Genomic DNA, 20538 nt, shown 5'->3' with positions numbered 1-20538 from the left:
CGGACGGCGCGGGCCGCCGCCGGTCGCCTTGAAACATTTACTTTCATTTACCTTGGCAGGTTTCTCATTCTCATTCGTCCTATTAAGTGCAGCCTTCACGGTTGAGCCGAGCCTCGACCGCACTTTTTATGTAGAAGACCGACCGATGGCCCGACAACCGAAGAAGAAATCCGCCTCCAAGCTGTGGTTCCTGGTGCACAGCTGGCTCGCCCTGCCGATCTGGTTCTTTGTCCTGATCGTGTGTTTCACCGGCATGCTCGCCGTGGTCAGCCAGGAGATCGTCTGGCTGGCCAACCCGGATGTGCGCGCCAGCAAGCCGCTCGATGCGCCCGACGCCGAGCGCCTGAGCTTCCAGCAGGTGCTCACCGCCATGCACACCGCCGAGCCGGAGCTGGCGGTGCGCTTCCTCAGCCAGCCGGACGGCTCGCACTTCGCCCTGAACGCCTCGGTGACCCGCCCTGACGGCACCACCGCGCTGCTCTACGTCAACCCGTACTCCGGGGCGATCCAGGGCCAGCGGCCGAACTTCGACTTCGAGGCCTTCACCCGCGCCCTGCACGGCTGGTGGCTGGTGCCGTTCACCAACGGCTACAGCTGGGGCTGGTACCTGGTGTCGCTGCTGGGCCTGCCGATGCTGGCTTCGCTGGTCACGGGGCTTGTGGTGTACAAGAAGTTCTGGCGCGGCTTCTTCAAGCCGGTGCGTACCGGCCACGGCTCGCGGATCTTCTGGGGCGATGTGCACCGCCTGGCCGGGGTGTGGTCGATCTGGTTCATCGCGGTGATTTCCATCACCGGCACCTGGTTCCTGATCCAGGCGATCCTCGGCGACAACCACGTGACCATTTCCACCGAACCGGTGGTGCCAGTGATCGCCCGCGAGCAGGTGCCGCAGACGCCCGACGGCACGCCGGCGCCGCGCATCGACCTGGACGAGGCCGCGCGCATCGCCACCGAACGCATCCCGGGCCTGGACGTGAGCTTCATCTCCCTGCCGCTGACCGCCTACAGCCACTACAGCATGGGCGGCCGCGGCTGGTACCCGCTGATGTTCCAGACCGCCGAAGTGAACCCCTACACGCGCAACGTCGACGCCCAGTTCCTGCTCGGCGACCGCTCGACCCTGGAGTTCGTCACCGAGTCGATGCGCCCGCTGCACACCGGCGACTTCGGCGGCCTGGCGATCAAGCTGATCTGGTTCTTCTTCGGCCTGGTGCTGACCCTGATGGTGCTCAGCGGCCTGTTGATCTGGACCAAGCGCACCGCCCAGGCCACCGCCGCCGCGCTCAAGCGCAGCGAGCGCCCGGCACGGGCCAGGCAACCCCGTGAAACCCCTGTGGAGGCCCAGCCATGAGCCAGGCGAACAGTGTGCCGCAGGGCGGCTTCAAGCAGTGGTGGCTAAAATGGCGCTTCCACCTGAACATCCTGCTGATCCTCATCCCGCTGGGTTTCATGCCCAAGTACTTCGCCGACGCCAGCCTGCTGCGCGGCGACAGTGGCCTGGGCGCCAACGTGATCCGCGACATCCAGATCGACCGCTGGAGCCTCGACCTGGCCGAGCTGCGTGACGAAGCACCGCGCGCCGACGGCCCCGCCGGCGACTTCAAGGCGTTCAACGCCGCCCTGTGCAAGACCTGCACCGAGGGCGTCAAGGCCATCTACCTGCGCGTCGGCAAGCCGCGCAGCCTGCGCGCCGCCGGCACCATCTTCTTCGGCTCGCAGCACCGCATGAGCACCAACCTGCCGATCCCGCCCCGCACCCGCGCCGATGCCGACCTGTGGGTCACCATCGAAGGCTGGGACGGCAAGATGTACCAGGCCTCGGTGCCGCTGGCCAAGGCATCGCCGGCCACCGTGGCCTGGCTCGAGAAACAAGGAGGCAAGAAATGACACCACCGTTGCTGCGCAGGCTCGCCCTGCCCTTTTTGCTGCTGGCCGCCACCCCGGCGCTGGCGCACAACCCGATGTGCGATTGCACCGAAAACGCCGGGCAGATCACCTGCAAGGGCGGTTTCAGCGACGGCAGCGGCGCGCCGGGGGTAACCCTGGACGTGATCGGCTACGACGAACAGGTGCTGGTGGCCAGCAAGCTGGGGGATGACTCCACCCTCACCTTCAAGCGCCCCGACGGCGAGTTCTACGTGCTGTTCGATGCCGGCCCCGGCCATGTGGTGGAAGTGGACCACGCCGATATCGGTGCGCCATGAGCCGCGCCCAGGTGGTACGCCCGGCGGGTGCCGGGCACGAAACCCTCTATGTGTTGCTGGCCGCCGCGCTGATCCTGCTGCTGGCCGCCAGCGTGGTGGCCCTGCGCGGCGAGCGCGAGGACGAGCAGGCCGTGGCCGCCCACCAGCTCGACGCCCGGCGTGACCTGAACGCCGCCGAACAGGGCCTGCACACCGACTTGTGGGTGGCGGTCGAGGAGATCCGTGCGCTGCGCGAGGAAACTGGCAGCGCGCCGCAGGTTACCGAGCTTGCCGAAGCGGGCCTGCCGCCCTTCGTGGCCGATGCCAGCAGCCAGAGCCGCGGCAGCCTGCAGTGGGCGCTGCTGGACAACGGCGCCTACCTGGGCCGCAGCCAGACCCCTGAAGTGGCTGGCAGCCTGCTGCTGATCCTGCCGCAGACGGCCGACGCCCAGCCCGATGTGTGGCTGCGCCGCGACAGCAGCGCGATGGCCCCGGACGCCCTGGACAGCGCCACGCTGATCGCCGCCGGCTGGCGGCAGATCGTCACCCACTACGACGCCGGGGTTACCCGCCAACACCGTCATTAAGGATTTGCCCATGTTCCGCTCCGCCCGCCGCACCCTGGCGCTGCTTTTGGCCTGCGCCCTGCCTGCCCTGGCCGCCGCCGACACTGGCAAGCCGCTGCGCATCGGCATCACCCTGCACCCTTACTACAGCTATGTGAGCAATATCGTCGGCGACAAGGCCGAGGTGGTGCCGCTGATCCCGGCCGGCTTCAACCCCCATGCCTACGAGCCGCGCGCCGAAGACATCAAGCGCATCGGCAGCCTGGATGTGGTGGTGCTCAATGGCGTGGGCCATGACGACTTCGCCGACCGCATGATCGCCGCCAGCGAAAAGCCCGCTATCAAGACCATCGAGGCCAACGCCAACGTGCCGCTGCTGGCGGCCACCGGTATCGCCGCCCGTGGCGCTGGCAAGGTGGTCAACCCGCACACCTTCCTGTCGATCAGCGCGACCATCGCCCAGGTCAACAACATCGCCCGCGAACTGGGCAAGCTCGACCCGGACAACGCCAAGATCTACACGCAGAACGCCCGTGCCTATGCCAAGCGCCTGCGGGCCCTGCGCGCCGAAGCGCTGGCCCAGGTGACCCAGGCGCCGGATGCGACCTTCCGCGTGGCGACCATCCACGCCGCCTACGACTACCTGGTACGTGACTTCGGCCTGGAAGTGACCGCCGTGGTGGAACCTGCCCACGGTATCGAGCCAAGCCCGGCGCAGTTGAAGAAGACCATCGACCAGCTCAAGGCGCTGGACGTGAAGGTGATCTTCTCGGAAATGGACTTCCCTTCCGCTTACGTCGAGACCATCCAGCGTGAATCGGGCGTGCGTCTGTACCCGCTCACGCATATCTCCTATGGCGAATACACCAAGGAAAAGTACGAAGTGGAAATGAAGCGCAACCTCGACACCGTGGTCCGCGCCATCCAGGAGAACCGCGCGTGACCGCCGCCGCCCACCTCAGCGCCGTTGGCGGGCCGCGCATCGACTTCGATGGCATCGACCTGACCCTGGGCCGCACCCGCATCCTTGAAGGCGTGCGCTTCAATGTCGCGCCTGGCAGCGTGCACGCCATCGTCGGGCCCAATGGCGGCGGCAAGAGCTCGCTGATCAAGACCCTGCTCGGGCAGATGCCGCACCAGGGCCAGCTGACCCTGCACTGGCCGGGCGAGCATGAAGTGATCGGCTATGTGCCCCAGGCGCTGGAATTCGACCGCGGCCTGCCGATGACCGTCGACGACTTCATGGCCGCCATGTGCCAGCGCCGCCCGGCGTTCCTAGGTTTATCGCGGCGGGTGCGCCCGGCCATCGACGCGGCGCTGGCCAGGGTTGGCATGCTCGACAAGCGCAAGCGGCGCATGGGCGCGCTGTCCGGTGGCGAACGCCAGCGGGTGCTGCTGGCCCAGGGGCTGATCCCCGAGCCGCAGCTTCTGGTGCTCGACGAGCCGATGTCGGCGCTCGATGAAGCCGGCATCCAGGTGTTCGAACAACTGCTGCACGGCTGGCGCCAGGCCGGCACCACCGTGCTGTGGATCGAGCACGACCTGCAAGCGGTGCTGCGCCTGGCCGACCGGGTGACCGGGCTGAACCGCCAGGTGCTGTTCGATGCCCCGCCGGCTGAAGCGCTCACCCCCGAGCGCCTGCTCAGCCTGTTCTCCGTCCACCCTCGCAGCGAGAGCCGTTCATGAGTTTCGAAGCGTTCCGCCAACTGGTCCAGGAATGGGCCGGCGCGGGTTATCTGCCGGAGGCGCTGGCCTACGGTTTCGTGGTCAACGCGCTGCTGGCGGGCCTGATGATCGGCCCGGTGCTGGGCGGGCTGGGCACCCTGGTGGTGGTCAAGCGCTTTGCCTTCTTCTCCGAGGCGGTCGGCCACGCCGCGCTGACGGGCGTGGCCATCGGCATCTTGCTGGGCGAACCCTACACCGGCCCCTATGGCAGCCTGTTCGGCTACTGCCTGCTGTTCGGCATTTTGCTCAACTTCCTGCGCAACCGTACCGGGCTGTCGCCGGACACGCTGATCGGGGTGTTCCTCTCGGTGTCGCTGGCGCTGGGCGCGAGCCTGCTGCTGATGCTGGCCGGCAAGATCAACGTGCATATCCTGGAAAACGTGCTGTTCGGCTCGGTACTCACCGTCAGCGCCCACGACCTGCTGGTGCTGGGTATCGTCGCGCTGCTGGTACTGGCGTTGGCGCTGCCGCTGTACAACCGCATCATGCTGGCCAGCTTCAACCCGCAGCTGGCGGCAGTGCGCGGGGTGGCGGTGAAGACCCTGGACTACCTGTTCGTGGTGCTGGTGACGCTGGTGACCGTGGCCTCGGTGAAGGTGATCGGGGCGATCCTGGTGGGCGCCCTGCTGGTGATCCCGGCAGCGGCCGCGCGGCTGGTCAGCCAGTCGCTCAAGGGCTTCTTCTTTATCTCGGTGCTGATCGCCACCGTCAGCACCCTGCTGGGCATCCTGCTGCCGATCACGCTCGACCTGCCGGTGCCGTCGGGCGCGGCGATCATCCTGGTGGCCGGCCTGTGCTTCGCCCTCTGTGCCCTGGCCCGCGCCCTCGTCCCCCGCCTGCAAGGAAACCCGGCATGACCCTGAAGAAACTCACCCTGGCCCTGGCCTTGAGCGGCCTGCCGCTGCTGGCCAACGCCACGCAAGTGCTGACCACCCTGCCGGTGACCCACAGCCTGGCGGCCGCCCTGCTCGATGGCACCTCGGTGCAGCTCAAGAGCGCCGTCCCGGCCAACCTGCCGGCCAGCCGCCAGCCGTCGTACTTCGAGGGCCGTGGCGGCGCCAGCCTGCAGAAGGCCGCGCAGCAGGCCGACGCGGTGATCGGCGTGCGCTCGATCTGGCGTGACGACCCGCTCTACCCCATGGCCCGGCGCAGCAATATCCGCATCGTCGAAATCGACGCCGCGCGCCCGGTGGACGGCGCCCTGCCGGGCATCGCGGTGAATGGCGAGCAAGCGTTTTCTGCGTATCCGTGGCTCAACCCGACCAATCTGGGGCGCATGGCCGATGTGGTGGCCAACGACCTGGAGCGCCTGTCGCCGGCGGACAAGGCGAAGATCCAGGGCAACCTGGCCGGGCTCAAGCGGCAAATGCTGGAACTCACCGCCAACAGCCAGGCGCAATTGGCCAAGGTCGATAACCTCAGCGTGGTCAGCCTGTCCGAGCGGCTTGGGTATCTGGCCAGTGGGCTCAACCTGGATGTGGTCGAACAGCCGCTGCACGCCGACGAGCAGTGGGACGAGGCCGCGCTCAAGGCACTGAGCGACAACCTCAGGCAACAAGACGTGGCGCTGGTGCTGCACCATCGCCAACCGGATGCCAAGGTGGTGGCGGCGATCGAGGCCGGTGGCGCCAAGTTGCTGGTGGTCGACAGCGACCCGCAGGACACCGTGACGGGGCTCAAGGCCAGTGTCGAGCAGGTGGTGAAGGCGTTGGGCAGCAGCTGAGTTTCAAGGCCCTATCGCCGGCAAGCCGGCTCCCACAGGTACAGCGCTGAACCAAGAGTTGCGCCATGCCTGTGGGAGCCGGCTTGCCGGCGATAGGGCCGGTACAGGAAACGACACCGCCTGCGACAATCCACCACACCAAGCCGAAACCCGGTGAAACCCTCCAAATGGTAGATTCGCCGCCATGAAAACCACTCGTCGGACACGCTCGCTGACCGCATGGACGCTCTACGCCAGCGTCCTGTTCAGCCTGTTGCTGTGTGGTTTGCACCATGGCCAGATGACCGGCCTGCGCCTGTCCGGCCTGGAAGGCGGTTACTGCAGCATGGACAGCGGCCATGGCCCGGCCATCGACCTGGACGGCGGCGGTGGCGACCAGCATATGGCGCAGCTCGACTGCCCGGTGTGCTCCTCGTTCGCCATGGCCGTGCCACTGAGCAGCGCCGGCTGGACCTTCTCCGCCACCCATGGCCAGGCCCCGGCGCCGATCGTCACCCGCAGCTGGGGGCAACCGCCGCCACGCTACCTGCGCCACGCCATCAACCCCCGCGCCTCCCCTGCCCCGTTCCCCGCAGCAGAACACTTCGCCTGACCCTGGCAGGCGCGCCCGTGCGCGCGTCTGAGGGCCGGGCCTGCCAAGACCTTTGCGTGGAACCCTTACAACATGATCCGCAACACCTCTTTGGTGCTCGTGCTGAGCGCCACCTGCCACTGTGCCTGGGCGCAAGGCGCGCCTGTCGAACTGTCCGCCACCACTGTCGATGGCGAGCGTGAAGCGCCCAGCGGCGTGCAACTGGACACTCCGATCGCCACGGGCTCGCGCCTGGGCCTGACGGCGCGGGAAACCCCAGCCTCGGTGAGCGTCTCGGACCGCCGGGTGATCGAGCAGCGCGACGCCCGCGACACCCAGGAAGTGATCAACGCCATGACCGGCGTGAACGCCTCGGCCAACCCCGGCTACGGCGGCTTCGTCACCTACCGCGGCTTCACCCAGAACCAGGTGACCCAGCTCTACAACGGCATCAACCTGGGCTACAGCAGCGCCACCCGGCCGGTGGACGCCTGGGTGATCGACCGTGTCGAACTGCTCGGCGGGCCGTCGTCGTTCCTGCATGGCGCCGGCGCCGTGGGCGGCTCGATCAACTACATCAGCAAGCTGGCCAGCCGCGACCAGCAAATCGTCGACGGGCGTATCCGCTACGGCAGCTACGACGCCGCCGAATACGCCTTCGGCATCAACCAGGCGCTGGCCGACAACCCGGCCGACGCCCGCCACTTCGCCCGACTGGATTTCAGCCGCAGCCAGGGCAATGGCTATATCGATCGCAATGAGCGGCAGACCGACAGCCTGGCCTTTTCGCTACTCAGCGACCTGACCCCCGACCTGACTCACACCCTGGCGCTGGAGTACCAGGAGGACAAGGAAGACAGCCCCTACTGGGGCTCGCCGATCCTGCCGGGGCGCAGCACCATGAAGATCGACAAGAGCCGGCGCTTCGAGAACTACAACGTCGCCGACGGCCGTTACGAGCAGCGGGTGCGCTGGCTGCGTTCGATGCTCGACTACCAGGTCAGCGACAGCACCAGCCTGCACAACACCCTGTACCAGTACGAGGCCCAGCGCGACTACCGCAACCTGGAGCGCTACCGCTACAACAACGCGGGCAATGTGACGCGCTCCAGCCCCTACCTGCAGCGCCACCAGCAGAGCGTGCTGGGCAACCGCCTCGAGCTGCGCCACGACAACAGCCTGTTCGGCCTGGCCAGCCAGTGGTCGGCGGGGCTGGACTGGTCGCAGATGCGCCAGAGCCTGTACCCGAAATCGGGCAGCTGGAGCGACACGGTCAACCCGGACCACTTCGACCCCGGCAGCTTCTACGCCATCCCCGGCGTGAATACCGGGCTGAGCAAGCAACGCCGGCATGTGACCACCAACCGCGCGCTGTTCGCCGAGAACCGCCTGCAACTGACCGACCGCCTGGCGCTGCTGACCGCCCTGCGGTACGACTACCTGGACATGCAGGTGACCAACTACGGCGCCGTCACGCCCACTGCGCCGGCCTACTTCGAACGCCGCTGGGAGCCGCTGTCCGGGCGGGTCGGCCTGACCTATGCGCTGACCCCGGCGGCCAGCGTCTATGTGCAGTACAGCACCGCCGCCGATTTGCCGGCAGGCTCCCTGGCGGCGGCGACCTACTCCAATGTCGGCCTGTTCGATTTGTCCAAGGGCGAGCAATGGGAAGCCGGCAGCAAGTTCGACTTCCTCGATGGGCGGGGTGCCGCGACGGTGGCGGTGTACCAGATCGTGCGCAAGGACTTTGCCGTGACCGATTCGAGCAACCCCAACCAGTCGGTGCAGGCCGGCCAGCAGACCTCGCGGGGGATCGAGTTGTCCGGGCGGTTGCAGGTGACGCCGAAACTGTTGGCCGAGGCCAACTATGCCTACGTGCATGCGCGTTATGACGAGTTCAACGAGGCAGTGGCGGGCAAGTCGGTGTCCCGCGAGGGCAATGCACCGGTCAACGTGCCGGCCAACGTTGGCAACCTGTGGCTGACCTACAGTTTCACACCGGACTGGTCGGCGGGGGTGGATGCGCGTTATGTCGATTCGGTGTATGCCGATAATGCCAACAGCCTGGAAGCGCCTGCCTATACCTTGTTCGGCGCTTTTGCCCGCTACCGGGTGGATGCGCATACCACGCTGACTGCTCGGGTGCGCAACCTGACTGACGAGGTGTATGCCAAGCAGGCGTACAACACCCAGTACTACATGGGGGACCCGAGGACGTTTGAGGTGGCGATGGACATGCGGTTCTAGGGGGCTCTTCGGGCATGCCTAGCGATTGGGTATAGGCCACTAGGTGCATGCCGGGAGACGGGGTGAGGGCCAGCAGGTGCCCAGCGGTGTTTTTGCAGCGTCTGTGAGATCGAGCGCCGCCCGCGCGGCGCTCGATCTTGAGGGGGACTGTCAGATTTTTTGTGTGCGGGCCGGTAACGGCCTGCCGTTAGGCAGGCCCTGATTTTCACCAGGCTGGCCTGATGAACCGATCTCCGTACAGAATCGCAAATTGATTCATCGCGCTTTTCCAGTCATGGGCCGGTTTTCCCCAATTGGCTGTGATGTTGCGCAATCCCAGCCAAATCAGTTTGGTCGCTGCATCATCATTCGGGAAATGTCCGCGAGTCTTGATGACCTTGCGTAGCTGGGCATTGATGCTCTCGATGGCGTTGGTGGTATAGATCACCTTTCGGATGGCGGGCGGGAAAACAAAGAATGGAATCACGCGATCCCAAGCCCGTCGCCAAGCAGCCACCACCGTCGGATATTTCTCGCCCCACGGCCCGTTCTCAAACTCATCGAGTGCTTGCTCAGCCGCTTCGGCATTGATGGCTTGGTAAATCGGCTTCAGCTCCTTGGCCAGAGCCCGCCGCTTGTCCCAGGCCGCGTAGTCGAGGCTGTTGCGGATCAGGTGCACGATGCACGTCTGCAGCGTCGTTTCTGGAAACACTGCGCTGAGGGCCTCTGGCATGCCTTTGAGGCCATCGGTCACGGCAATCAGCACATCTTCGACGCCACGCTTCTTGAGGTCGTTAAAGACCTTCATCCAGAACTTCGCACCCTCGGTGTTCTCGATCCAGATGCCCAGGATATCGCGCGTCCCGTCGGGGAGAACGCCCAGGGCCAAGTAAATGGCCTTGTTGCGAACCAGACCTTCTTCGCGGATCTTCACCCGCAGCGCATCGAAGAAAATGACCGGGTACATCGGCTCCAGTGGCCGCTGTTGCCACGCGCCAATCTCTTCCATGACCTCGTCTGTCACTGAGCTGATGAAATCGGGTGAAACGTCGGTTCCATACTGCTCGGACAGGAAGGCCCGGATCTCTCTGACCGTCATTCCACGGGCGTACATGGCGATGATTTTGTCATCGAATCCGGTGTAACGGCGCTCATGCTTGGGGATCAGAATGGGCGAGAAGCTGCCGTCACGGTCCCGAGGGATATCCAGCCGTAGCGGGCCATCGCCTGTCAGCACTGTCTTGCCACTCGTGCCATTGCGCTGGTTGGTCTCATCCTCTGGGCGCTGCGCGCCCGGAGGATAGCCCAGGTGATGGCCAAGTTCGGCGTTCAGGGCCCGCTCGATCAACGCTTTCTTGAAGGCGGCAGAAGCCTCTTCGATAGCCTCTGCGGTCATCAGTGGGGTTGCGGAAAACTGTTCAAGCAGCTCTTTCGGGACCTTCGGTAACTCTCGAAGCGGTTTCTTTTTGGTTGGCATGCATGCACCTCTTACTCATGGTATGCCCGAACACAAAATTTCTGACACCCTCCAGCGGTGTTTTTGCAGCGTCTGTGAGATCGAGCGCCGCGCGGGCGGCGCTCGATCTTGAGGGCGCTGCAAACCTGTCGCCATACCCCTGGTGGCCGCCATGCAATCCCAACCCAGGCTCAAGACAGCCAATCGAACCGCCTCCCCCAGGCACCGCGGTCGAAACGGATATCCCAATGTCGCCCTCAAAGCAGCACCCCGTGCACACCCCTTGTCTACTGGCCTGACAACAACGACGGCGCACCCGACTGCGCCGCATTAGCCCAGGCTGCCAAGACCATCGGAGAGCACATCCATGTCCATCCCCCATGAGGTCCCGCCCGCCACCCTGCGCCGGGTGATCGCCGCCTCGGCCATCGGCAACTTCGTCGAATGGTTCGACTTCGCCGTGTACGGGTTTCTGGCGACACTGATCGCCACTCAGTTCTTCGCAAGCCAAGACCCCAGCGTCGCCCTGCTCAAGACCTTCGCCGTATTCGCCGTGGCCTTCGCCCTGCGCCCGCTGGGCGGCATCGTGTTCGGTGCGCTCGGTGACAGGCTGGGGCGCAAGCGCATCCTGTCGCTGACCATCCTGCTGATGGCCGGCTCCACCACCCTGATCGGGCTGTTGCCGACCTACGCCAGCATCGGCGTGTTGGCTCCGGCCCTGCTCACGCTTGCCCGCTGCCTGCAGGGTTTCTCCGCCGGGGGTGAATACGCAGGCGCCTGCGCCTACTTGATGGAACACGCGCCGCAGGACAAGCGAGCGTTCTACGGCAGTTTCGTGCCAGTCTCGACCTTCTCCGCCTTTGCCTGCGCGGCGCTGATCGCCTATGGCCTGGAGGCCAGCCTGTCGGCCGAGGCGATGAACAGCTGGGGCTGGCGGGTGCCCTTCCTGATTGCCGCGCCCTTGGGGCTGGTGGGCTTGTACCTGCGCTGGCGCATGGAGGAAACCCCGGCATTCCGCCAGGCCATGGCCGAGGGCAAGCAACACAGTCACTCGCCGCTGGGCGACACCCTGCGCCACCATGGCCGTACCATCCGCAACCTGGGTGCGTTCATCTCGCAGACGGCGCTGTCGTTCTACATGTTCACCACCTACTTCGCCACTTACCTGCAGACCGTCGGCCAGCTCAGCCGTGCCCAGGCGCTGCTGGTGACTACCGTCGCCTTGCTGTTCGCCGCCGTCGGCTGCCCGCTGGCCGGGGCTTTCTGTGACCGGGTCGGGCGCCGGCGTACCATCGGCTTTACCTGCATCTGGGTGATGGTGGCCGTGTTCCCGGCCTACTGGCTGGCCAGTTCCGGCTCGCTGTCGGGGGCATTGCTGGGGGTGATCCTGCTAGCCGTGGGCGCGCTGATGAGTGGCGTGGTCACCGCCGCGCTGCTGTCCGAGTGCTTCCCCACCCGCAGCCGCTATACCGCTTCGGCAATCACCTACAACGTCGCCTATACCCTGTTCGGCGGAACGGCGCCGCTGGTGGCGACCTGGTTGATCGAGCAGAGTGGCAGTCGCTTGGCGCCAGCCTTCTATCTGGTGGCGATTGCAATGTTGGCGTTGATCGGTGGGTCGGCGCTGCCGGAGACGTCGCGCATCTCGCTGCATGACCCACAAGAGTCGCCAACGCCCTCTGCGCATGACCATCAAGCCACGCTCTGAAACCAAGCCCTGGTGAGCTGGAGGACAGGGCTACCTGGCGTCATTCGAAGATGGTGTCGATCAAGGCCCTTGAGATAGGATCCAATCTTTCCGATATCCAGGTGCCACCATGTACGACGTGCTTCATCCGTTGCGCAATGAAATGATCAACCATCATGAGTATGTCCAGCTCGCGGCCGACCAGGGCTACCAGCGCCCCAACGATTACCTGGGTGGCAGGTGCCCTGTGTGCAAGGGGCGGATGGATGCGCGGGCCGGGCATAACCATGCCGATGGGCATTTCTATCATGTCGCCGATCAGAACTGCCCGACCAAACAACCCAACGCCCGTCCCTACTTGGGCAAGCCTCCCTCGCGAGTCGACCCCGAGCAGGTACGCCTCAATCGCGAGTTTGCACAGACCCATTTGGACCATTACTGGAACAAGCTCACCGAGTTGGTGCCTTTTCTGGACTTTGCCGAATTCATAACCGTACTCGAAGAAGCCAAACGGCTGAATGTCTATGCCTACGTCGGCCTGGACCCGAAGCTGCTGCCGTATGTGTACGCCACACTCATCAACTATCTCCCCAGTAAAAGTTACAACAAAGCCCGCAAACTGAAGTTCTGTTTCTTCTTCGATGCCCGAATCCAGCACTTCGAGGACCTCTGGATCAACCGAGGGCATGACCGTTGGCTCTCACGTGTGTCCTACGACGGCTCCCAGACCCGCAGGGTGAACCGCTTCGAGTTGACCGACGATTATCTGCAACAGGTTGCCCCGCCACTGTCCCCAGCTCGCAAGAAATGGGCGTTGGCGGTTTGCTGAACGATCTGCGTGGCATTCAGCCCGAGCGGCTGGCAACTTTCATCTGAACCAAGGGAGTACAGCAATGCCCCAGGAACTGCATGGCATACCCGACGCTTTGCGCATCGAGCTGGACGACTTCATCCACAACAATGATTTCCCAGCGTTATACGTGGCTTACAACTGGGGCAGTGATAACTTTTCCAGCGGTTTCCCCGAGATTCTCGCGCTCGAACTCGACTTTGCCCCAGTCGCGTTCAACCAGTTGTCCATCAATCAAGTGCGCCGTGTTGCGCAATGGGGCTCACTTCCCGGCTGGAGGAATGTGAGCGGCGAAATCAGCAGCACCGGAGGCGCCGCGCTGACCAAGGACAGTCCCGCCGAAATGCTGATTGCCTGCATGAAGCCATTGAAAGGCATAGGCCCCACCTACCAGAGCAAACTACTGCGATTCGCTTACCCTGACCGATTCGGTGCCATTGATACCCGCATCGTACGAGTATTCGGCGAAGGCGATTGCGCTTCAAAACAGCATGCCTGGTTGAGCCTGCGCGCCGACAACCTGAACAACCGCTGGGGGATACCAGCACAACAGAAACACTGGCCCTCGGATTTCACACTGTGGACGGCAATACTTCGTTATATCGCCAACCGCATCCTTGAGGCATGCCCCCACCCTCAGACATTCATCGATGCAGGTCTTCGCAAGGCCGGTACCTGGACATGTGCCGATGTGGAGATGGCGCTATTCAGCTTCGCCAGCCAGCACATAGCTGGGCACTTTCCTGCCAATGGACCTCAGAAAGTGACGCCATGCAGATCCTTGGAGACCTAATAACATTGAGACACAATGGATGAGTTGATCCGCAACGGGGGCGCCAAGCGCCCCCGAGCGTTGAAGTGTCACTTCAAATCAAAACGATCCAGTTCCATCACCTTGGACCAGGCCGCGACGAAGTCCCTGACGAACTTGTCCTGGCCATCGCTGCTGCCATACACCTCGCTCAAGGCGCGCAGCTGGGCATGTGAGCCGAACACCAGGTCAACCCGGCTACCGGTCCACTTCACCTGGCCGGTCTTGCGATCACGGCCTTCGAATCGCTCGTTGTCCGCCGAGGTCGGCTTCCACTCCACGCCCATGTCCAGCAGGTTGCGGAAGAAGTCGTTACTCAGCACTCCGGGCTTGTCGGTGAACACCCCGTCCTTGCTGCCGCCATGGTTGGCACCCAATACGCGCAGGCCGCCAATCAGCACGGTCAGTTCGGGCGCGGTGAGAGTCAGCAACTGGGCCTTGTCCAGCAGCAGTTTCTCGGCCTTGACGCTGTAGCGGTCCTTGCTGAAGTTACGGAAGCCATCGGCCAGCGGTTCGAGCACAGCGAACGACTCGACGTCGGTCTGCTCCTGCGAAGCATCCACACGCCCAGGGCGGAACGGCACGCTGATGCCGGAGGCTTTCTCTACCGCTGCGTTGCCGGCCAGCACGATCAGGTCGGCCAGGGAGATCTTGTTGCCGCCCTCGCTGCGGATTTTCTCCAGCGCCGTCAGCACCTTGTCCACGCCTTGGTTGGCCTTCCAGTCCTTCTGCGGTGCCAGGCGCAGACGCGCACCGTTGGCGCCACCGCGCTTGTCCGAACCACGGAAGGTCGAGGCCGAGGCCCAGGCGGCGGACACCAGTTCGCCGACGCTCAGCCCCGAGGCCAGTACCTTGGCCTTGAGCGCAGCGATATCGGCGTCGCTGGGCTGAGGGCCGGCCTTGGGCAGCGGGTCTTGCCACAGTAGCTCTTCGTTGGGTATTTCCGGGCCGAGGTAACGCGCCAGCGGGCCCATGTCGCGGTGGATCAGCTTGTACCAGGCGCGGGCGAAGGCGTCGGCGAGCTGGTCGGGGTTGTCCTTGAAGCGCCGGGCGATGGGTTCGTAGATCGGGTCGAAGCGCAGCGCCAGGTCGGAGGTGAGCATCGAGGGGGCGCGCCGTTTGGCGGGGTCGTGGGCATCCGGCACGGTGTTGGCGCCCTTGCCATCCTTCGGTCGCCATTGGTGGGCGCCGGCCGGGCTCTTGGTCAGTTCCCAGTCGAAGTTGAACAGGTTGTTCAGGTATTCGTTGCTCCACTGGGTCGGGGTGGAGGTCCAGGTCACTTCCAGGCCGCTGGTGATGGTGTCGCCGCCCTTGCCGGTGCCGAACTTGTTGCTCCAGCCCAGGCCTTGCAGTTCCAGCCCGGCGGCTTCCGGTTCAGGCCCGACATTGTCGGCAGGGCCGGCGCCGTGGGTTTTGCCGAAGGCGTGGCCGCCGGCGATCAGCGCCACGGTTTCTTCATCGTTCATGGCCATGCGGCCGAAGGTCTCGCGGATATCCTTGCCCGAGGCGACCGGGTCGGGGTTGCCTTCCGGGCCTTCCGGGTTGACGTAGATCAGGCCCATCTGCACGGCGGCCAGGGGGTTTTCCAGGTTGCGCTCGGCCGACAGGTCGCGATTCTGCTCCTCGCCATGCTTGGCAGGCTCCGCCACCAGGTCGCCCTGCCCTGGCGGCTGGGCCTTGACCTGCTCCTTGCCATAACGGGTATCGCCGCCCAGCCAGACCTTTTCCGAACCCCAGTACACGTCTTCATCCGGCTCCCACACATCGGCGCGCCCGCCGGAGAAACCGAAGGTTTTAAAGCCCATGGATTCCAGGGCGACGTTGCCGGTGAGCACGATCAGGTCGGCCCAGGAGATCTTGTTGCCGTACTTCTGCTTGATCGGCCAGAGCAGGCGCCGGGCCTTGTCCAGGCTGACGTTGTCCGGCCAGCTGTTGAGCGGGGCGAAGCGTTGCTGGCCGGAGCCGGCGCCACCGCGGCCATCGCCGATGCGGTAGGTCCCGGCGCTGTGCCAGGCCATGCGGATGAACAGCGGGCCATAGTGGCCGAAGTCGGCGGGCCACCAGTCCTGGGAGTCGGTCATCAAGGCGGTCAGGTCCCTTTTCAGGGCCTGGAAGTCGAGGCTCTTGAACGCCTTGGCGTAGTCGAAGTCCGGGTCGGGGCTGGACTTGGACGAGTGTTGATGGAGGATCCTGAGATTGAGCTGGTCAGGCCACCAGTCTCGGTTGCTGGTGCCGCCACCAGCGGTTTGATGGAACGGGCATTTCGATTCGTTCGACATCTGCTTCTACCTTTGGGTCGGGTCGTTTCAGATTCCGGGCGCGTTTCCAGACGCAATGCCAGGTGTTCGATCAGCCGAGCCAAGGGCTCGTGCCTACCCCTCATCAGGTGTGGTCGGTCTGCGCCGACATGGGCTCGCAGGGTGGCGTGACGGCGCTGGCAAGGGGGTTGCCGACGGCCGCGCGGGCACCCGCCGCGACGGCTTTTCGCGGGGCCACGGGAAAGACTAGCCGAGCTTGGGCAGAGGTCTAATAGAAGCGCTATTGAGGGCTGATAGCGTGGCTCTGTCAGGGCCGATGGCGGGGCAAATCGGCGCATGCCAAGCGGCACGAACTGTGCTTGAATCTGCCATTTCCCCGCGCCCAAGGCCCTCCGAATGAATCGCAACGACCTGCGCCGCGTCGACATGAACCTGTTGGTGGTGTTCGAGGCATTGATGATCGAACGCAACCTCACCCGCGTCGGCGAGAAGCTGTTCATCACCCAGCCCACCGTCAGCGCCGCCCTCGCTCGCCTGCGCGACCTGTTCGACGATCAATTGCTGATTCGCAATGGCCGAGCCATGGAGCCCACGCCACGGGCCATGCAGATCTTCAATGAACTGGGCCCGGCGATGGACGTGATCTCGGCGGCGATCAGCCGGGCCAAGGCGTTCGACCCGGCCAACAGCTGCAACGTGTTCCGTCTGGGGCTGTCGGACGACGCCGAGTTCGGCCTGTTCCCGTCCTTGCTCGAAGCGCTGCGCGAGGAGGCGCCGCAGATCAGCGTGGTGGTGCGCCGGGCCAACTTCCTGCTGATGCCGGGCCTGCTGGCCTCGGGCGAGATTTCGGTGGGGGTCAGCTACACCACCGACCTGCCGGCCAACGCCAAGCGCCGCAAACTGCGCGATATCGGCGTGCGGGTGCTGCGTGCCGACGATCGCCCCGGCCCCCTGACCTTGGACGAATATTGCGCGCGCCCCCATGTGATGGTGTCGTTCTCCGGCGACATGAGCGGCAACATCGACCTGGACCTGGCGCGCATCGGCCGCTGCCGCAAGGTGGTGCTGGCGGTACCGCAGTTCGGCAGCCTGCGCGCGCTGCTGCGCAACACCGAGATGATCGCCACGGTGCCTGACTACGCGGCCTGCGCCCTGGCCGATGACGGCAGGCTGCGCGCCGACCCGGCGCCGTTCGAGATCAGCGAGGCCGAACTGTCGATGGCCTGGAGCAGCGCCCACGACAACGACCCGGCCGAGCGCTGGCTGCGTGAGCGGATCCTGCAGTTCATGGGCCGCCCAGGCTGAACCATCAACTTCGTCGATAGCCACCATGCTTGCCATCAAGTTCCGCTGATGGCAGGCCGCCGGGAGAATGGCCCCATTCGCACATCGACAAGGCCTCTCCCATGAAAACCGGCATGATCGCAGCCCTGCTCGCCACCCTCACCGGTTGTGCCAGCCCAGCCAACCAGCCCGGCGCGCAACCTTACGGGCATTTCTATTCGGCCACCGAGCTGTCCAGCGTCACCCTCGGCCACGGCCAGCACGTGGCCGTGCTGCTCGGGCGCAACGCCGCCGCAACGCTGGACTACCTGCAACGCCATCGTGACCAGGCCACCCCCGGCACGGCCAGGAGCACGCCGGTGGCTACCCTGGGCGGCAACCAGGCTTATGCATGGTTGGCGCAGTCCCTGGCCCAGGAATTTGCCGAGGTCACCTTTTATGAAGACCTCGATACCCTGCTGGCCGATCGCCCGGATGTGATCGTACTGCTCGAAGCTCGGAGCAAGCTGGCCAGTGCGGGGGACGAGGCAATCCAGGCCAGCGTGGCGGCACGCTTCTTCGATGGTCAGCTGACCTATATCGGCCGTGCCGAAGGGGTGTCACGCAAGCCGGTCGAGGGGGTCGAGCTGGTGCGTCAGCTGGATGAGGAACAGACGGTGCAGGCCGATGCGCTGCGCCAATTCGATGCATCGCTCAAGGTGTTGTTGCGCGGGGCGGTGTGATCAGGTCAGCCAATACCCGTCTCAAGCCATGCGCCAGGGCGGGCAGCGGTACTTTCACAGTCATAATTGGCCCGAAACAAATGTGGGAGCTGGCTTGCCAGCGATGCGCCGCGCGGGCGGCGCTCGATCTTGAGAGCGCTGCAGATCTGTCGCCCTGCACCTGGTAGCCCTCATGCGATTTCAAGACAGGCCCTTGGGCACCACACCGCTGGCCCTGAGTAATCAGGATTCGGTAATGGCCACCAAGTGCATGACGGGAGACTGGGTGAGGGCTACCAGGTGCCTGCCGGTGTTTTTGCAGCGCCTATAAGATCGAGCGCCGCCCGCGCGGCGCTTCGCGGGTAAACCCGCTCCCACAGTTTGTTTCGGGCCAGTCTCTCCTGTGCCATCACCGGAGCCGCCTTGTTGGCTCGACACAATTTCAGCGTGGGCGTTGCCGGCCTCATTGCCGGCCTAACACAGAAAACTGACAGTCCCATACCCGCGTTAAGTTGTCATGATTGCTTTCGCTCACTCCATCAGCACGACCACCAACATGAACCACGAAAAACCAACGATAAGCAGGGTTGAAGCTATATTCAGACGCTTCTTGAGCCGCCGCGGAAACTTTTCATAGTCGGTGATATCCAGCGCTCCTTTTCTGATGCAGTGATCAGGGCAGAAAATCATGCCAGCTATGCCACACACTAACGACATACGAGAATAAAATCCGTTGCGCCCCCATAAGTTTACTAGCCATGGAACTCCGGGGCTTTTCTCCAGCGATCTAAGGAGTGTCTGGAAATCACGCGAACATGCCAACTGAGCATGCAAGGCGACGCCCGAGAGCCCAATCAGAAACGGTGTGACCATAAGCGCCATACCCCAACCGCTACGCCAAAACTCACTCATTCTTCTATGTACTCGTAGATAATCTCACCAAGCATCTCCCCTCCTTTCATTCCACCCATGCTACCTGCCAGCGAGCCGGCGCCAACCATGACGAGACTGCACGCGGTGGCACTGACTGGGCCTAAGCCCAGGCAGACAAACAGAGCGCCACCCTTTCCGAGCGTACCGCCCATTACCCCACCGCCGAGGCCGAATGTAAAACTCCCCGCCTCAGTAAAGCGAATCTTTTTGCAGGCCTCTGTCTCATTGGCACGACAGGCCTCCTTGATTTTCAGAAAAGATGATGCTCCGCCAATCACAATACCCGCACGTCCTCCATTTTTCAGGTAACGAGACAGTCTCGCCAGTTTATCCAGGTGTGTGGCGTACCCTGGAATAGCCCCTGGCGCACCCGCTTTGCTCCAGTGATGGATCAGACTTTTGCTGGATATGCCCAAGCCTCGCCGCAGGCTTTCATGGCTGCCCAAATCCATATGTTTGTTGAGGAAGCTCATCTTCAGCTGCGCATCCAGTTGCTGGAAGAGTTTTTTGCGCTGATTGAAAAACTCCGGACTTTTCAAATGGCCGTGCTCGAGAAACTGCTGTTGATGCAGTTTTTCTATGTAGCGCAAGGTGGTTTGCAATTCTTCGGGCGACTTGGTCATCATCGCTTGAGCAACGCCCATCGATAGGCTCACATCACTGAGCAAGCTTGCGATCTCAGCGTGATTGCGCATCATGAAGTTCGCTTGGTCATGGCCCACATCGGCCAATGCCTCCCGTGCCCGCTCGGCCGCTGCCATCAAATGGGCCTCTTCGCGGGTACAGGCATCCCCGTTACTCGGGTCGCCGATCACGAATATCTCGCCCGCTTTGAAACCTTGATTGAAGGTCGGATTCAACCGCTGCAGACGGGCCACGGGCACTGACCCATGCTTGTCGAACAGCTTCATGAGCAGTTGAGGGAACGAAGTGCCGTGCTGCACGATATGAAAGCCGGGCTCCAGCCCATCAGGAACCGTTGAGACAGCATGGGCCGCCACGTTACTCATAGGGTGTCGAGGCTGATATGCGGACGCCATGTGCGGGCTAGCTGCAACGGTTCGTGGTGACGGAACTGTATGTGCAGCAACCTTTGGTCCAAGGGGGCGAGGACATGGTTACTGCCTGGCGTACACCCGCATTCCACTGGGGTGCCGTCGACTGCGGCGGGGATGCCATCCTGACACCAGCGTGATTCGCCGTCGATGATCTTGCCTTCCTTGCCGCACCGTGGGCAGGGGGTAGTTTTGTCGCCTTCGAGCAGCCAACGGCGACCATAGGTGGTGCCCCGAGCTTGGGTGGCAAGGCAGGTGGCGCCGGTGCTGGTGAGGTCTCCATCCAGCCCCTGGCCTTTGCCGAGGATGTTCATGCGCGGACTCATGGTGCTGCTTCCTTGGGAATGAAAGCCCGCACGCTAGCAACATGAAGTGGTCTATTCTCGGCCGCCGATTAGCTTGAGAAAGGTCCTACGAAACTTAGAGATTTGGATGGCAAATATCACTAGATGCGATCTCAAGTAGTGCATACCAGCAGCTTAGGGGCCTGCTCATTCAAACCGCTGACG

20 protein-coding genes are annotated in these 20538 nt (G+C 63.8%); 15 read left to right on the top strand and 5 right to left on the bottom strand.

Annotation, left to right across the window (positions count from 1 at the left end):
- The first annotated feature begins 145 nt into the window (after window positions 1–145).
- The 10 genes from EJA05_RS11355 (at window position 146) to EJA05_RS11310 (ending at window position 9015) form a co-directional block, all read left to right on the top strand.
- Complete coding sequence (locus EJA05_RS11355) at window positions 146–1351, top strand: PepSY-associated TM helix domain-containing protein (RefSeq protein ID WP_125858310.1); 1206 nt, start codon at window positions 146–148, stop codon at window positions 1349–1351.
- Window positions 1348–1887, top strand: a complete 540-nt coding sequence (locus EJA05_RS11350) for a thiamine pyrophosphate-binding protein (RefSeq protein ID WP_110995154.1) — start codon at window positions 1348–1350, stop codon at window positions 1885–1887. The genes EJA05_RS11355 and EJA05_RS11350 overlap by 4 nt, the downstream gene beginning before the upstream one ends.
- The gene (locus tag EJA05_RS11345; protein ID WP_125858309.1) at window positions 1884–2204 is read left to right on the top strand and encodes a hypothetical protein; all 321 of its coding nucleotides are present in this window, start codon (window positions 1884–1886) and stop codon (window positions 2202–2204) included. The genes EJA05_RS11350 and EJA05_RS11345 overlap by 4 nt, the downstream gene beginning before the upstream one ends.
- Window positions 2201–2770 (top strand): DUF6162 family protein, encoded by a 570-nt coding sequence (locus EJA05_RS11340; RefSeq protein ID WP_125858308.1) that lies wholly within the window; start codon window positions 2201–2203, stop codon window positions 2768–2770. The genes EJA05_RS11345 and EJA05_RS11340 overlap by 4 nt, the downstream gene beginning before the upstream one ends.
- A 10-nt stretch (window positions 2771–2780) precedes the next feature.
- Window positions 2781–3692, top strand: a complete 912-nt coding sequence (locus EJA05_RS11335) for a metal ABC transporter substrate-binding protein (RefSeq protein WP_190306056.1) — start codon at window positions 2781–2783, stop codon at window positions 3690–3692.
- Window positions 3689–4435, top strand: coding sequence for a metal ABC transporter ATP-binding protein (locus EJA05_RS11330; RefSeq protein ID WP_125858306.1), 747 nt, complete (start codon window positions 3689–3691; stop codon window positions 4433–4435). Before EJA05_RS11335 ends, EJA05_RS11330 begins: the two co-directional genes overlap by 4 nt.
- Entirely contained in the window at window positions 4432–5331 is a 900-nt protein-coding gene (locus tag EJA05_RS11325) for a metal ABC transporter permease (protein WP_110995159.1), read from the top strand. Before EJA05_RS11330 ends, EJA05_RS11325 begins: the two co-directional genes overlap by 4 nt.
- Entirely contained in the window at window positions 5328–6197 is an 870-nt protein-coding gene (locus EJA05_RS11320) for a metal ABC transporter substrate-binding protein (protein WP_125858305.1), read from the top strand. The genes EJA05_RS11325 and EJA05_RS11320 overlap by 4 nt, the downstream gene beginning before the upstream one ends.
- Before the next feature lie 184 nt (window positions 6198–6381).
- On the top strand, window positions 6382–6789 hold the full coding sequence (locus EJA05_RS11315) for a DUF2946 domain-containing protein (protein WP_125858304.1): 408 nt from the start codon (window positions 6382–6384) through the stop codon (window positions 6787–6789).
- A gap of 72 nt (window positions 6790–6861) precedes the next feature.
- Window positions 6862–9015 carry a TonB-dependent receptor gene (locus EJA05_RS11310; RefSeq protein WP_125858303.1) on the top strand — a complete coding sequence of 718 codons (2154 nt, stop codon included), beginning with the start codon at window positions 6862–6864 and terminating at the stop codon, window positions 9013–9015.
- Window positions 9016–9220: 205 nt separating this feature from the next.
- On the opposite strand, the gene EJA05_RS11305 is transcribed toward EJA05_RS11310, so the two are convergent.
- A complete protein-coding gene (locus EJA05_RS11305; RefSeq protein WP_125858302.1) occupies window positions 9221–10471 on the bottom strand; it encodes an IS256 family transposase in 1251 nt (416 codons plus the stop codon).
- A gap of 346 nt (window positions 10472–10817) precedes the next feature.
- Between EJA05_RS11305 and EJA05_RS11300 the strand changes: the two genes are divergently transcribed.
- From EJA05_RS11300 to EJA05_RS11290, 3 genes are all read left to right on the top strand, one after another.
- Complete coding sequence (locus tag EJA05_RS11300) at window positions 10818–12158, top strand: MFS transporter (protein WP_125858301.1); 1341 nt, start codon at window positions 10818–10820, stop codon at window positions 12156–12158.
- Between the two features lie 109 nt (window positions 12159–12267).
- Window positions 12268–12966, top strand: coding sequence for a hypothetical protein (locus tag EJA05_RS11295; RefSeq protein ID WP_125463675.1), 699 nt, complete (start codon window positions 12268–12270; stop codon window positions 12964–12966).
- A gap of 64 nt (window positions 12967–13030) precedes the next feature.
- Window positions 13031–13780, top strand: a complete 750-nt coding sequence (locus EJA05_RS11290) for a hypothetical protein (RefSeq protein ID WP_125463674.1) — start codon at window positions 13031–13033, stop codon at window positions 13778–13780.
- Window positions 13781–13848: 68 nt separating this feature from the next.
- On the opposite strand, the gene katG is transcribed toward EJA05_RS11290, so the two are convergent.
- Window positions 13849–16077 carry a catalase/peroxidase HPI gene (gene katG, locus EJA05_RS11285; RefSeq protein WP_125858300.1) on the bottom strand — a complete coding sequence of 743 codons (2229 nt, stop codon included), beginning with the start codon at window positions 16075–16077 and terminating at the stop codon, window positions 13849–13851.
- 375 nt (window positions 16078–16452) lie between these two features.
- Here katG and EJA05_RS11280 point away from each other — a divergent pair, with 375 nt between their 5' ends.
- Both EJA05_RS11280 and EJA05_RS11275 read left to right on the top strand, forming a co-directional pair.
- A complete protein-coding gene (locus tag EJA05_RS11280) occupies window positions 16453–17361 on the top strand; it encodes a LysR family transcriptional regulator (protein ID WP_125858299.1) in 909 nt (302 codons plus the stop codon).
- A 113-nt stretch (window positions 17362–17474) separates the two neighbouring features.
- Window positions 17475–18062, top strand: coding sequence for a hypothetical protein (locus EJA05_RS11275; RefSeq protein WP_190306055.1), 588 nt, complete (start codon window positions 17475–17477; stop codon window positions 18060–18062).
- 510 nt (window positions 18063–18572) lie between these two features.
- Here EJA05_RS11275 and EJA05_RS11265 read toward each other — a convergent pair.
- Genes EJA05_RS11265 through EJA05_RS28370 form a run of 3 tightly spaced genes read right to left on the bottom strand, consistent with a single transcriptional unit; the run spans window position 18573 to window position 20355 of the window.
- Window positions 18573–18953, bottom strand: coding sequence for a hypothetical protein (locus EJA05_RS11265; RefSeq protein ID WP_125858297.1), 381 nt, complete (start codon window positions 18951–18953; stop codon window positions 18573–18575).
- Complete coding sequence (locus EJA05_RS11260) at window positions 18950–19984, bottom strand: hypothetical protein (RefSeq protein ID WP_223811910.1); 1035 nt, start codon at window positions 19982–19984, stop codon at window positions 18950–18952. Before EJA05_RS11260 ends, EJA05_RS11265 begins: the two co-directional genes overlap by 4 nt.
- A complete protein-coding gene (locus tag EJA05_RS28370) occupies window positions 19981–20355 on the bottom strand; it encodes a PAAR domain-containing protein (protein WP_223811909.1) in 375 nt (124 codons plus the stop codon). The genes EJA05_RS11260 and EJA05_RS28370 overlap by 4 nt, the downstream gene beginning before the upstream one ends.
- Window positions 20356–20538: the final 183 nt, after the last annotated feature.

Origin of the sequence: Pseudomonas oryziphila, assembly GCF_003940825.1 — a bacterium.
In the GTDB taxonomy this organism is placed as follows: domain Bacteria; phylum Pseudomonadota; class Gammaproteobacteria; order Pseudomonadales; family Pseudomonadaceae; genus Aquipseudomonas; species Aquipseudomonas sichuanensis.
This window is presented reverse-complemented; position numbering and strand designations above follow the sequence as displayed.